13 protein-coding genes and 1 riboswitch are annotated in these 12,786 nt (G+C 67.8%); of the genes, 7 read left to right on the top strand and 6 right to left on the bottom strand.

What is annotated here, in order from left to right; all coding sequences use genetic code 11:
- The first annotated feature begins 123 nt into the window (after window positions 1–123).
- Window positions 124–274: riboswitch (FMN riboswitch) on the top strand.
- 94 nt (window positions 275–368) lie between these two features.
- Window positions 369–1,016 (top strand): 3,4-dihydroxy-2-butanone-4-phosphate synthase, encoded by a 648-nt coding sequence (ribB, locus tag AC07VL_RS07160; protein WP_494805224.1) that lies wholly within the window; start codon window positions 369–371, stop codon window positions 1,014–1,016.
- 4 nt (window positions 1,017–1,020) lie between these two features.
- Here ribB and AC07VL_RS07155 read toward each other — a convergent pair whose 3' ends face one another.
- Window positions 1,021–2,391, bottom strand: coding sequence for an MFS transporter (locus AC07VL_RS07155; RefSeq protein WP_494805223.1), 1,371 nt, complete (start codon window positions 2,389–2,391; stop codon window positions 1,021–1,023).
- A 119-nt stretch (window positions 2,392–2,510) separates the two neighbouring features.
- Here AC07VL_RS07155 and AC07VL_RS07150 point away from each other — a divergent pair, with 119 nt between their 5' ends.
- The 6 genes from AC07VL_RS07150 to AC07VL_RS07125 all read left to right on the top strand — a co-directional run bounded on the left by AC07VL_RS07150 (window position 2,511) and on the right by AC07VL_RS07125 (window position 7,882).
- The gene (locus AC07VL_RS07150) at window positions 2,511–3,386 is read left to right on the top strand and encodes a LysR family transcriptional regulator (RefSeq protein WP_494805222.1); all 876 of its coding nucleotides are present in this window, start codon (window positions 2,511–2,513) and stop codon (window positions 3,384–3,386) included.
- Between the two features lie 124 nt (window positions 3,387–3,510).
- Window positions 3,511–3,834 (top strand): hypothetical protein, encoded by a 324-nt coding sequence (locus tag AC07VL_RS07145; RefSeq protein WP_230540550.1) that lies wholly within the window; start codon window positions 3,511–3,513, stop codon window positions 3,832–3,834.
- A gap of 64 nt (window positions 3,835–3,898) precedes the next feature.
- Window positions 3,899–4,714 carry an MlaE family ABC transporter permease gene (locus AC07VL_RS07140; protein ID WP_494805353.1) on the top strand — a complete coding sequence of 272 codons (816 nt, stop codon included), beginning with the start codon at window positions 3,899–3,901 and terminating at the stop codon, window positions 4,712–4,714.
- A gap of 58 nt (window positions 4,715–4,772) precedes the next feature.
- Window positions 4,773–5,804, top strand: a complete 1,032-nt coding sequence (locus AC07VL_RS07135) for an MlaD family protein (protein WP_494805221.1) — start codon at window positions 4,773–4,775, stop codon at window positions 5,802–5,804.
- Window positions 5,801–6,481 carry a hypothetical protein gene (locus tag AC07VL_RS07130; RefSeq protein WP_494805220.1) on the top strand — a complete coding sequence of 227 codons (681 nt, stop codon included), beginning with the start codon at window positions 5,801–5,803 and terminating at the stop codon, window positions 6,479–6,481. Before AC07VL_RS07135 ends, AC07VL_RS07130 begins: the two co-directional genes overlap by 4 nt.
- 87 nt (window positions 6,482–6,568) lie before the next feature.
- Window positions 6,569–7,882: an ATP-binding protein gene (locus AC07VL_RS07125; RefSeq protein ID WP_494805219.1), complete on the top strand. Its 1,314-nt coding sequence runs from the start codon at window positions 6,569–6,571 to the stop codon at window positions 7,880–7,882.
- Here the strand turns inward: AC07VL_RS07125 and nosR are convergent.
- The 5 genes from nosR to AC07VL_RS07100 are packed head-to-tail and all read right to left on the bottom strand — an operon-like array spanning window position 7,879 to window position 12,713.
- The gene (nosR, locus tag AC07VL_RS07120) at window positions 7,879–9,192 is read right to left on the bottom strand and encodes a response regulator c-di-GMP phosphodiesterase, NosR family (protein ID WP_494805218.1); all 1,314 of its coding nucleotides are present in this window, start codon (window positions 9,190–9,192) and stop codon (window positions 7,879–7,881) included. The two genes, AC07VL_RS07125 and nosR, sit on opposite strands and share 4 nt — an antisense overlap.
- A gap of 14 nt (window positions 9,193–9,206) precedes the next feature.
- The gene (locus AC07VL_RS07115) at window positions 9,207–10,673 is read right to left on the bottom strand and encodes an ATP-binding protein (RefSeq protein ID WP_494805217.1); all 1,467 of its coding nucleotides are present in this window, start codon (window positions 10,671–10,673) and stop codon (window positions 9,207–9,209) included.
- Window positions 10,670–11,509 (bottom strand): HDOD domain-containing protein, encoded by an 840-nt coding sequence (locus AC07VL_RS07110; RefSeq protein ID WP_494805216.1) that lies wholly within the window; start codon window positions 11,507–11,509, stop codon window positions 10,670–10,672. Before AC07VL_RS07110 ends, AC07VL_RS07115 begins: the two co-directional genes overlap by 4 nt.
- Window positions 11,506–11,850: a hypothetical protein gene (locus tag AC07VL_RS07105; protein WP_494805215.1), complete on the bottom strand. Its 345-nt coding sequence runs from the start codon at window positions 11,848–11,850 to the stop codon at window positions 11,506–11,508. The genes AC07VL_RS07110 and AC07VL_RS07105 overlap by 4 nt, the downstream gene beginning before the upstream one ends.
- Entirely contained in the window at window positions 11,847–12,713 is an 867-nt protein-coding gene (locus AC07VL_RS07100) for a response regulator (protein WP_494805214.1), read from the bottom strand. The genes AC07VL_RS07105 and AC07VL_RS07100 overlap by 4 nt, the downstream gene beginning before the upstream one ends.
- Window positions 12,714–12,786 lie beyond the last annotated feature (73 nt).

Here is a 12,786-nt window from a genome sequence, read left to right as displayed (position 1 = left end):
TAAAAATAGCTTAGGGAAAACTGCCTTTCCCAGGCAACTTTGCCGAATAACAAACGCATCCCTGCCCTGCCCGTTTTTTTCATCTGTGCTACAGTATTGCCGCCGGTCATGTGACCGGCACAACAACGTCTTCGGGGCGGGGTGCGATTCCCCACCGGCGGTAAGACCGGCAACGGTCAAGCCCGCGAGCGCTTTCCGGGCACCGCCTGGCGAGGTCAGCAGATCCGGTGTAATTCCGGGGCCGACGGTATAGTCCGGATGAAAGAAGATGTGCAGTAGTGTGATGTCCCATCGCCATGGCGATGCGGCCAGTTGCGTCTATTCGCTTGCCCTGCAGCGTTTTTCGCCTATGCGAGGAGCGTTTCACCATGTTAGTCAACAGCTATACCCTGCTTTCCAGCGACCTGGAAGGTCGCATCCAGTCCGCCCTGGCCGCCATGCGCGCCGGCGTGCCCGTCATCCTGCTCGACGATTTCGACCGTGAAAACGAAGCCGACCTGATCCTGTCGGCGGAAAAACTCACCAACGAAACCATGGCCCTCCTGATCCGCGAATGCAGCGGCATCGTCTGCCTGTGCCTGCCGACGGACGTCGTCAGCAAGCTGGAATTGCCGCCCATGTCGTCCGACAACGGCAGCCGCTATGGCACGCCGTTTACCGTCTCCATCGAGGCGCGCGAGGGCGTCACGACGGGCGTGTCGGCCGCCGACAGGGTCACCACCATCCGCGCCGCCATCGCGCCGAATGCCAAGCCCGCGGACCTGGTGCGTCCCGGCCACGTCTTCCCCCTGCGCGCCGCGCCCGGCGGCGTGCTCGAGCGCCGTGGCCACACGGAAGGCTCCGTCGACCTGTCGCGCCTGGCGGGCCTGAATCCGGCCGCCGTGCTGTGCGAGCTGATGAATCCGGACGGCACCATGATGCGCGGCGACGATATCGAGCGCTTCGCCGAACTGCACGGCATGCCCATTTTGACCATCGAGGAACTGGTCGAATGGCGCAGCAAGCACCAGCAATAATCCGTCAGGCCGCCGCCGCCGTCGGCATACGCACGTGGCGGTAGACGAGGCTGGCAGCCAGGGCATACGCGGCGGCGATCGTCGCGTATGCCAGCGGCAGGCGCAGCGACCAGTCTTGCACCATGTGCAGGATGCTGCCCATCAGGGCCACGCCCACCAGCGCGCCGATTTGCCGGTTCGCATTCAGGGCCGCCGCCGCGCTGTTCGCATGCTGCTTGCCGGCCACCCGCATCACGGTGGCCGTCATGGCGGGAATGGCGATGCCGATGGCCACGTTCATGACGGCCGTGCCCAGCGCCAGCAAGAGGTAGGGCGTGGCGGGACGCAAGGCCATCAGCAGCAAGGCCATGCCGGCGCCCACCAGCAAGCCGGCCAGCATGGGCCGGCGCGTGCCATGACGCGCCGCAATACTTCCCGCCATAAAATTCCCCACCGTATAGGCCGCCATCATGGGCAGCAGGCGCAAGCCCGACTGCAGGGCATCGGCGCCGCCCGACTGCTGCAAAAACAGGCTGAGTAAAAACAGCTGGCCGAAGACGCAGAAATTGATCAAAAAACCCACGCCATTGGCCGCGCCGAAGCTGCTGCTGTGAAACAGCGCGCGCGGCAGCAGCGGATGGCTGCCGCGGCGCTCGCGCCGCAGCAACAGCAAGGCCGACGCCACCGCCAGCGTCCCCGCCGCCAGCACGCCCGGCGACAGCCAGCCCAGCACGGGCCCTTCGATGAGCACGAAACTGAGGCCCGCCAGCGCCGCCACGCCGAGCGCATGGCTGAACAGCGACAGATCGCGCGGCTGGCGCGCCGGCGCCGCCAGCAGCAGCTGCGCCATGACGATGGCCAGCAGGCCCAGCGGCACATTCACCCAGAAGACGCTGCGCCATCCGAACTGGTGCACGAGGATGCCGCCAATCAAAGGACCGGACGCGCCCGCCACGCCCACCAGCGCCGACCAGGCACCGAGCATGCGCGTGCGCTCGCGCTCGTCGTCAAAGCTGTGCGTGAGCAGACTGAGCGAACTGGGCATGAACAGCGCCGCTCCCGCCCCTTGCAGCAGGCGCGCGGCCGTGAGGAAATGCCCATCGGGCGCGGCGCCGCACAACACCGAGCCGAGCAGGAAAACGCCCAGGCCGCCCTGGTACACGGTTTTCGGCCCGTAGCGGTCGGCCAGCGCGCCGCCGGCCAGCAGCAACGCGGCAAACGTCAGGGTATAGCCATCGACCACCCACACGAGTCCGGTGAGGGGGATGGCCAGGTCCAGCGCGATATCGGACAGCGCCACGTTGACGGCCGTGACGTCGAGCATGGCCATGACGAAGCCGAACGCCAGGGTCAGCAGGATCAGGCCGTTGGTGCGGCGCGCGGGAGTGACAGACATGATGGTTTCCTTGCAAAGGCAGCGGGGGCAGCCATTGTAGGAAGCTTGAGGAATGCAGTAAACAGGCATAAAATCGGCACACCGATGCAAAAATGCATCAACAAAAAGAGGACAGGAGCATGGACTGGGATAACGCGCGCATCTTTCTCGCCATCGGCCGCGCCGGCACCCTGCGCGGCGCGGCCGCCCTGCTGTGCATCGACCAGGCCACGTGCGGGCGCCGCCTGGCCGCGCTGGAAAGCACGCTGGGCGCCACCCTGTTCCTGCGCACGCCGTCCGGCTACGTGCCCACGCCGGCCGGCGAACTGGCCTTGAGCGCCGCCGAAGCCATGGAGCGGGCGGCCGACAAGCTGCAGCGCGAGATGCAGGGCGTCGACAACCGTTTAAGCGGCCTGGTGCGCGTGGCCACCACGGACACCATGGCCAGCCATTTCGTCATCCGCGCCATGCAGCGGCTGCATGCGGCCCATCCGGACATCCGCATCGTGCTCAACGTGGCGCCCGCGCTGGCCAGCCTGACGCGGCGCGAAGCGGACCTGGCCGTGCGCGGCGTGCGCCCCACCGACCCGGACCTCATCTCGCGCCACCTCGTCAAGCGCAGCCTGGGCCTGTATGCCTCAAAAAGCTACCTGGCCGAGCGGGGCGAACCCGTGCGCGGCACGGCCCTGGCCGGGCACGACATCGTCATCTACCACCAGTCCGTGACGCCGCGCCATGGGGAGAAAATCGCCGGCGAACCCGTCGCCAACGCCAGGGTGGCCATGGAAGTGAACTCGGCCATGATGCTGCAGGAAGCCACGCGGGCGGGCCTGGGCGTGGCCGAGCTGGCCACCCACCTGGGCGACATCGACCCGCAGCTCGTGCGCATCTGGCCCGAGCGGGCGGAAAGCTACGACGTGTGGCTGGTCATGCATGCCGACCTGAACCGCTCGGCCAGGGTGCGCGCGGCGGCCGACGCCATCATCGCCAGCGTGGGCACCGCCAGCGCCGCCTGACAGGCCGCGCACAATAGTGCCGAAAAGAAACTTTCTTTTTGATAAGTCTGATAAAATCCGCAACCCCGCCGCGCGCAGCCGCCGCCACCCGCCGCGGGATCCCTCAATCCCCTGGAGAATTCTTATGCTTATCTGGCAAGGCTTCGGCATACTCGCCCCCCTCATCTGTTTGATCGTTGTCATGGCCGCACAGGCGCTGTTTGGCGCCACCCTGGGCGAGGCATATACGAAAAGCCACGCCTGGCCCCTGGCGCTGGCTTTCCTGCTGGCAGCAGCGGCCAGCTGGTATGCGGGCGTGCGCCTGAACAGCGCGCCAGGACGCGAACTGATCGACCCGGCCACGCAGGAAAGAGTGATCCTGCGCAAGCGCCACACCCTGTTCTGGATCCCGATGCAATACATCGCCGTGCTGATGGTCGTCATGGCCGGCTTCGCCCTGTTCGAATAAGTAGGCCGGCTCAGGCGCGCACGCCTGACGTGCCCGGCGGGCGGGCTGATGTTAAGATGCCATGATGACCCTTTCCGTCTCCCTCATCATCAGCCTGCGCCGCCTGCACCGGGCCACCATGGCCTGGCTGGGCAGCTGGTGGCGGCTGCTGCATTTCGCCATCCTGGTGTTTTCGCTGGCCCTGTCGCCGTCGAGCTATAACCGCGCCAACCGCCCCATCCTGGCGCACCGGCTGGTGACGAACACGGCGCCCAACCTCGTCTGGTTCAGCGTCGCCTGCGCCCTCGTCAGCCTGGTGCTCATCCGCATCGTCGTCGTCAGCGCGCAAAGCTACGGCCTGTCGCGCTATGCACTGGAAATGGTGGTGCGCGTGCTGGTGCTGGAACTCATACCGCTGACGGCTGCCCTCTTCGTCGCCCTGCGCCTGACCTTGCCCGACGGCATTGCGTTTGCGCAAATGCGCTCTTCCGGCGTGCTCGACACCATGCAGCGCCAGGGCGTCGACCTGCTGCGCCGCGAATACTTTCCGCGCGTCATGTCCGGCATCTTCGCCGTGTGGATGCTGGCCATCGTCAGCTGCGTCACCTCGCTGGTGCTCGCCTACCTCACCATCTACGGTTTTACCCCGTGGGCGCTGCAGGGCTACACGCGCGTGGTGGGACAGATCTTCAATCCCGCCGTGGCCCTGATCCTGATGCTCAAGGTCATCTTCTTCAGCTTTGCCGTGGCCCTGATCCCGCTGGCCTCCTCGTACTACCCGGAAGACCCGCACAGCCGGCGCAACCGCCTGTGGGCCGCGCACGGCCTGTCCGAGATGCTGCGCCTGTTTTCCGTCATCCTGCTGATCGAAGTGGCCTCGCTGATGGGCAATTACTACTGATGCCCCGCGCCCGCCACCGCCAGCGATCCACGATCCACCCATACGAGAGCCCGAAGCCATGAGCCAGCCCCAGCCACCCACTCCCGACCAGGTCGACGTCACGGCGCCCGCCGGTCTCACGCAAGAAACTGTCCTGCCCGCGCCGCCGCCCGTGCGCCACGCCGAACTGAAGGCGGCCATCCTGCTCGTCTTCATGTTCGTGCTGGTGGTCGGCTCCGTCGTCTACCTGATGTACGCGCGCGGCGCCTTCGAAGCCACGCAGACGCTGGTGCTGACGACGGACGATTCGGACGGCGTGGGCGTGGGCGCCGACCTGACCTTCTCCGGCTTTCCCATCGGCCGCGTGCAGCGCATCGAGCTGGCGCCAGACGGCAAGGCCCGCGTCATCGTCGACGTGCCGCGCAAGGATGCGCACTGGCTGCGCACCAGCTCCATCTTCACCCTGGAACGGGGCATCGTGGGCGGCGCCAAGCTGCGCGCCTACAGCGGCATCCTGACGGACCCGCCCCTGCCCGACGACGCCACGCGCGACCTGCTGGTAGGCGACATGGCGGCGGAAATCCCGCGCCTGCTGTCGGCCGCGAAGGACTTGCTGAACAACCTGGGCAGCCTGACGGGCACCGATTCCGCGCTCGACACCACCATGCGCAACGTGCAGGCCGTCACTGGCAAGCTCAGCGGCCCGGGCGGCGCCATGGGCTTGCTGACGGGCGACGACAAGCAGTCGCGCCTGCTCGTCGAGCGGGCCAACGCCCTGCTGGCCACGGCCGACCAGCTGGCGCGCCGCACGGATGCCCTGGTGGGCAACGCGGACCGGCGCGTGTTCGGCGAGCAAGGCGTCATGACGGATGCGCAAGCCACCATCGTGCAGCTGAACGCCCTGCTGGCCGACACGCGCGCCAGCCTGAAAAAGGTCGATGCCGTGCTGGTCGAGGCACAGGCCGTGGGCGCCAACGCCAAAGCGGCGACGGCGGACCTGGGTCCGCTGCGCGCCGACGTGGAAAGCAACCTGCGCAAGGTCGAGCAGCTGGTCAATGACATCAACCGCAAGTGGCCATTCAAGCGCAACCCGGAGATCAAGCTGCCATGAGAAAAATCAATCTCGCCCTGTCCGCCCTGGCCTTGGCGGCCCTCGCCGCCTGCGCCAGTGGCCCGCCCGTGCCGGACTGGAAGATGAATGCGCAAGGCTCGATCGAGCGCTTCCAGGCCGCCTACCTGGGCGGCAACACCCTGGTGGAACAGACGGAATTCCAGCGCGCGCGCGAGCAGGTGGGCGCCACCGGCAAGCTCGCCCTGATCGCCAGGGTCGAGCTGCTGCGCTGCGCCGCACGCGTGGCCAGCCTGGCCTTCGACGACTGCCCGGGCTTTGAAGCGCTGCGCGCCGACGCCGATGCGCCCGACCGCGCGTATGCGGCCTACCTGGCCGGCAAGGCGCAGGCGGCCGACATCGCCCTGCTGCCCGAGGCGCAGCGGGCAGCGGCGGCGGCGACGCAGGACACGGCGGCAGCGGGCGCCGTGGCCGCCATCACCGACCCGCTGTCGCAACTGGTGGCGGCCGGCGTGCTGCTGCGCTCGGGCCGCGCCACTCCCGCCCTGCTGGAAACGGCCGTGGCGACGGCCTCGGACCAGGGCTGGCGCCGTCCCCTGCTGGCCTGGCTGGGCGTGCAGCGCCTGCGCGCGGAACAGGCGGGCGATGCGCAGGAAGCCGAACGCCTGCGGCGGCGCATGGATATCGTGGACAGGAGCGGCAAGCCGCTCACCTCCTGAGCCGGCGCGCGGCGTGCCAGCCGCCCCCGCTTCAGGCATAATCGCGACAGGCCTACAGCAAGGCCGCGCAGGCAGCGAGGTGTGACGATGCAATTCGAGGACTTCGACTTCTTTTCTTCCGATGCCAGGGTGGCGGACGGCGGCACGCCGGCGGCCTCGGCCGGGCGCCTGCAGTACCTGCTCGACAACACCCCTTCCATCATCTATTGCACCGTGCCCAGCGGCGACTTCAAGATGACGTTCGTCAGCAACAATGCCTTGAACGTGCTGGGCTACCATCCCGACGAGATGGTGGCCGACCCCAACTTCTGGTTCGACCACATCCACCCCGACGACGCGCCCGGCATCTTTTCCAGCCTGGCGCAGATCTTCGTCGAAGGCGCGCGCGCCTATGAATACCGCTTCCGCGTGCGCGACGGCAGCTACCTGTGGATGCACGACAGCCTGCGCCTCGTGCGCGACGAGCACGGCGTGCCGTTCGAAGTGATCGGCTCGCTGACGGACATCACGGAGCGCAAGCGCATGGAAGCGATGCTGCAGGCGCGCGGCGAAGAGCAGCAACTACTGATCAGCAAGCTGCAGGAAGCGCACGACCAGCTGCTGCAATCGGAAAAGATGGCGTCCATCGGCCAGCTGGCGGCCGGCATCGCGCATGAAATCAATAACCCGATCGGCTTCGTCAACTCCAACATGAGTTCGCTGCAAGCCTACGTGGCCACCCTGTTCGACGTGATCGGCCAGTACGAGGCGGCGATGCGCCAGCCAGCCGACGCGGCCGCCCTGGCCGCGCGCGTGGCCAGCGTGCGCGAACGGGCCGACCTGGCCTACCTGCAGGCCGACATGGTCGACCTCGTCAACGAATCGATGGATGGCCTCAAGCGCGTGCGCGACATCGTCCAGGCGCTGAAGGATTTCTCGCACGTGGGCGAGACGGACTGGCAGATCGCCAGCCTGCACGCGGGCCTGGACAGCACCCTGAACATCGTCGCCAACGAATTAAAATACAAGGCGCGCATCGAGAAGCAGTATGGCGAACTGCCGCCGATACTGTGCCTGGCCTCGCAGCTGAACCAGGTGTTCATGAACCTGCTCGTCAACGCGGGCCAGGCCATCAGCGGCGACGGCGTGATCAGCATCCGCACGGGCCACGCGGACGGCTGGGTGTGGGTGGAAATCGGCGACACGGGCGCCGGCATCGCGCCCGAGCACCTGCACCGCATCTTCGAGCCCTTCTTCACCACCAAGGCCGTGGGCAGCGGCACGGGCCTGGGCCTGTCGCTGTCGTACGGCATCATCAGCAAGCATGGCGGGCGCATCGAGGTGGCCTCGGAAGTGGGACGCGGCACGCGCTTTACCGTGCACCTGCCCGTGGCGCCGCCGGCGGCCCAGGCAGCGCCCTAGGCTTCCTTCACGGGCGCATACACGCGGATGCCGAGGCGCCCGCCATTCTTGCCCTCGAAGTCGAGCAGCTGGGCAATCACGCGGGCCGTCAGCACGTGCTCGGCCGCCAGCAGCATGAGGCCGTCGCGGCTGATCAGGTCGCGCGACAGCACCATGCCCGGCTCCAGCTGGCCCGACAGCACGGTCAGGTCGCGCGGCGGCGGCTCCGTCTCGTCCATGATGCTGCGGAAGGCGGTCACCACGGCCGGGTCGTAGCGCTTGCCGACGCTGTCGTAGATCAAGGTGCGGGCTTCCTCGGCGCGCAGGCTGCGCTGCACCATGGCGCCGATCTGCAAGCCGTCGTAGTCGGACGCCAGCGCCAGGATGCGCGCCCCCAGCGGAATGGCCAGGCCCACGAGGCCGTCGGGAAAGCCGCCGCCGTCGAAGCGCTCCAGCTGCGAGCGCAGGATCACGGAGACGGCGCGCAGCTCGTCGAGCGCCATCAGCAACTGCTCGGCGCGCAGCGGATGCTTGCGGAAGGCGGCCAGCTGTTCGCCCGTCCAGGCGCTGGCGGGCAGTTCCAGCAGCTCGTCGCTCAGGCTGAGCTTGCCGATATCCTTGAGCAGGGCCGCGATGAACACGTCGCGCGCCTCCTGCGCTTCCAGGCCCAGCGCCTGCGCCAGCTTGCGCGCCAGCTCCGCCACCCGCCGCGCATGGCCGGCCAGCTTGCCGCCACGCATTTCGATCAGGTTGGAAAATACTTTGATCGTCGTCACGAACGTGGCCTTCAGGCGCTCGTTGGCCGCCTGCACCTCGTCGTGCGACTGTTTCAGCTGCTGCGTGCGCGTGGCCACCTTCGCTTCCAGGCTGGCGTTGAGCGCCTGCAGCTGCACGTTCTGGCTGGCCGTCAGCGCTTCCAGGCGCCGCTTTTCCTGCTCCAGCGCGCGCCGTTCCAGCGCATGGCGCACCACCAGCACGATATCGTTCTCGTCCCACGGCTTGGTCACGTAGCGGTAGATCTCGCCCTCGTTGATGGCGTCGAGGATGGACTGGATGTCCGCGTAGCCTGTCAGCAGCAAACGCATGGTGGCGGGCCAGCGCTGGCGCACCTGGGCCAGGAACTGCGCGCCATCCATGTGCGGCATGCGCATGTCGGAAATGACCAGGTCCACCGCCTCGGCTTCCAGCAGGGCCAGGCCGGCCGCGCCGCTCTCGGCCGTCAGCACGCGGTAGCCGTGCGGGCGGAACAGGCGCCGCAGCGCCGACAGGATATTCGGTTCATCATCCACGCACAGGATGGTGGGCGGCGCGGCCGCGGTGCTGGTGCTCATGTTGTCCTGTTCAGTCATGGGGCGACGGCCTGCGCCTGGCGCACGGGCAAGGTGATGCGGAAGGTGGTACCGCAGCCGGGCGTGCTGCGCACGTCGATGCGGCCATGGTGCTTCTGCACCGTGCTGTAGGCCAGCGACAGGCCCAGGCCCGTGCCCTTGCCGACGGCCTTGGTGGTAAAGAAGGGGTCGAAGATGCGCGACAGGTGCTCGGGCGCGATGCCGCCGCCGTTGTCCTCCACCTCGATCCACACCTCCGCCGCGCTGTCGCTGCCCGTGCGCAGGGTGATGCGGCCCCGCTGCTCGCCCATGGCGTGGGCCGCATTGACGACCAGGTTCATGATCACCTGGTTCAGCTCGGAGGGCTGGCATTCGATGTCGGGGATGTCGCCATACTGCCGCACCACGTCCGCCTTGTACTTGACCTCGTTATTCACGATGTTGAGCGTCGTATCCATGCCTTGGCGCAAGTCGGCCCACACCCATTCCTGGTGCGCGTCCGTACGGGAAAAGTCCTTCAAGTCCTGCACGATGCGGCGCACGCGCACGATGCCCTCCTTCGACTCGTCCATCAGCAGGGGAATGTCGGTGCGCAGGAATGCCAGGTCGATCTGTTCGCGCAGGGCGCGCAGGCGCTGCGCCACCTCGGGCACGGCAATGCCGGGCTCGGCCTCCTGGTAGGCGTCGAGCATGGAAAACAGGTCGGCCAGGTAGCCTTCCAGGGTGCCGAAATTGGAAAACACGTAGCCGATGGGGTTGTTGATCTCGTGCGCCACGCCAGCCGCCAGCTGGCCGATGGAGGCGAGCTTTTCCGACTGCAGCAGCTTTTGCTGGGCCAGCGACAGCTTGTTGTTCAGTTCCGTCAGGGCCAGGTTGCGTTCGCGCAATTCCGTGTCGGCCAGTTCGCGCTGGCGGATGTCGTCGGCCAGGCGCTCGTTCATCTCGGCCAGCTGGGCCGTGCGCCTGGCCACCAGGTGTTCCAGGTTGGCGTGCGCCTTGCGCAGGGCGCTTTCCGCATGGTGCCGTTCCGTCACGTCGCGCAGGGTTTCGATGGCGCCCACCAGGCGACCCTGCCGGTCGCGCAGGGGCGCGGCCGTGAAGTGCAGCCAGTGGCCCTCGAGGCCGATATTCGCGAAGAAATCCTCGGCCTCGTAGGCGCCGGGAATGACGGCGGAGCGTTTCAGCTTGCCCTGGTACAACTCGTTTTCGCCCAGCGCGATGTCGTCGGCCACCAGCAGGTCGGCCAGGCAGGCGCGGGGCTGGCGATAAAACGCCTTCCAGTGGTTGCGCGTGCCCACCATGTCGGCGGCGGAATAGCCCAGCAGCTGCTCGCAGGCGCTGTTCCAGTGGGTTACCACGTGGTCCGTGTCGATGGCGAAGGTGGCCACGGGATGGCCGTCGAAAAACGCCGACAGCGCGATCGCGTCGGGCGGCGGCGCGGCGGCGCCGGGCGGGCTTGCGGGCAGGTGCGGAGCGTCGCTCATGCCAGCATGATCCGCGACATTTCATCGAAGGTGCGCTCGATGCGGGCGAACAGCGCGAACCAGGCCGCATCGTCCGACGCGAAGCGCTCCCAGCCCGTGGGCGACAGGGGCGGCACGAGGGCATCGTCCTGGCCGGACAGGTCCAGCCCGTGGGCAATGGCATTGGCCACGTGCACCACCAGCGCCAGGCCGCCGCCGTCCAGCCGGTCGATGGCGTGGTGGTCGGCCACGGCCTGCTGTATGGTCAGCGGAAATTTCCAGTAGGCGGCCAGGGCGCTGCCCACCTGCGCATGGTCCATGCCGATGACGGCCTGCTCTGCCGCGGCCATCTGGCAGTCGTGCGCCGCGCGGTAGCTGCGGATCTGCGCGTGTTCGGCGGGAAAGCGCGTGGCCAGCACGAGGGTGCCCAGGTCGTGCAGCAGGCCGGCCGTAAATGCCGTTTCCGGATTGACCTGCAGCTGCGGCGCCAGCACGCGTGCCGCCACGGCCGTGGCCAGCGAATGGCGCCAGAAGGCGGCAAAATCGAAGCCGCCGCCGACCGGCGCGAAGCTGCCCGTCAGGGCGCAGGCCGTGACGAGGGTGCGGATGGTGTGAAAGCCCAGCACGGAAACGGCTTGCGGAATGCTGGTGACCTTGGACTGCATGCCGTAGAACGAGGAATTGGCGATGCGCAAGGTTTTTGCCGCTAGCGCCTGGTCCAGCTCGATCTTTTGCGCCAGCACATGCACGTCCGTGTCTTCCTGGTCTATGCTCGACAGCAGTTCCAGCACCACGGCCGGCAGCGCGGGCAATTCCTGGATCTGGCGCACCAGTTGTTCAAAGCTGGGCTGCGTCATGCCTGGCCTCCCTGCCGGTAGCGTTGCAGCAAGGCCAGCAGCTGCGCGCCCGGCCCGTCCGGCGGCGTGGCGCGGAACAGCACGGCCAGCCGTTCGACGCGGCGCGCCCGCTCCTGTTCGGCATGCGCCTGCGCGGCCGGGTCCGGCTCTTCCCCGGCGACAATCCAGCAGCGCTCCACGCCGCGCCGCCGCAGCGCGGCCAGGTTGGCCGCCGTCAGGGTGGCGCCCTGCGCCAGCAGCACCGCGCCGCCGGCATCGCTGAGCGCCTGCGCCAGCAGCATGCCTTCCTGCGCCTGCTCCAGCACGATCTCGCGGCTGCCGGGCTGGTTTTCGCTGCTCATGCCGAGCCTCCATGACGCGTCAGCGTGACCAGGCTGCCGCGCGACCGGGAGTTGGCGCCCATGGGATGAATCGCCACCGCGTACGGCTGGCCGTCGATGGCGGCCAGGCCGGGCGCGCCCTGGCCATCGAACAGCTGCGGCAGGACCAGGGCCGCCTCGTTGCCCAGCAGGGCCGCGCCCCGCTCGAACAGGCCGGCGGCGGCCGCATTGATGAAGGCGATCATGCCATCCTCGTCGAGGCCGATCACGGCCAGCGGCAGGAATTGCAGCAGTTCGCGGGCAATGCCCAGGCTCACCTCGTCGCGGCTGATCTGGTGCTGCTGCTGGCGCACGAGCACCTGCATCGCGGCATTTGCCGCCGCCAGGGCCTGGTTGGCATCGCGCAACTGGGCATTCAAGCGCGCGTTGTCGTCATCGATGCCCTTCAGGCGGAACGCTTCGGCGATATGCTCGCGCAACTGGTGGTCTTCCCACGGCTTGGTGAGGAACTTGAAGATGGCGCCCTCGTTGACGGCGTCCGTGACGGCCTGCAGCTCCGTGTAGCCCGACAGCATGATGCGTATCGTCTGCGGGTACAGCAGCTTGGCCTTGCGCAGGAAATCGGCGCCCAGCATGCCGGGCATGCGCTGGTCCGAGACGATCACGTCGACGGCATGGCTGGCCAGCACGTCCAGCCCTTCCTGCCCGCTGCCGGCCGTGAGGATATGGTACTGGTCGCGCCGCAGCAGGCGCCGGAGCGAGGCGAGGATATTCTGCTCGTCGTCGACCAGCAGCAAGGTGCGCGGGCGCGCCTCGGGCGGCGCGGCGGCGCCGGCAGCCACCGCGCCGGCCTCCGCCATCCTGTGCTCGTCGTGCAAATCCATCGGACCATCCTGTCGCCGCCGCAGCGGCATCGGAGCTTGCCTGGTAGGGAACAACGCCGCGCGCCACAGCCGC

The organism is Janthinobacterium sp. GW821-FHT03C08 (assembly GCF_059420905.1).
The sequence above is the reverse complement of the archived record's forward strand: the minus strand, read 5'-3'. Positions and strand labels throughout refer to the sequence as shown.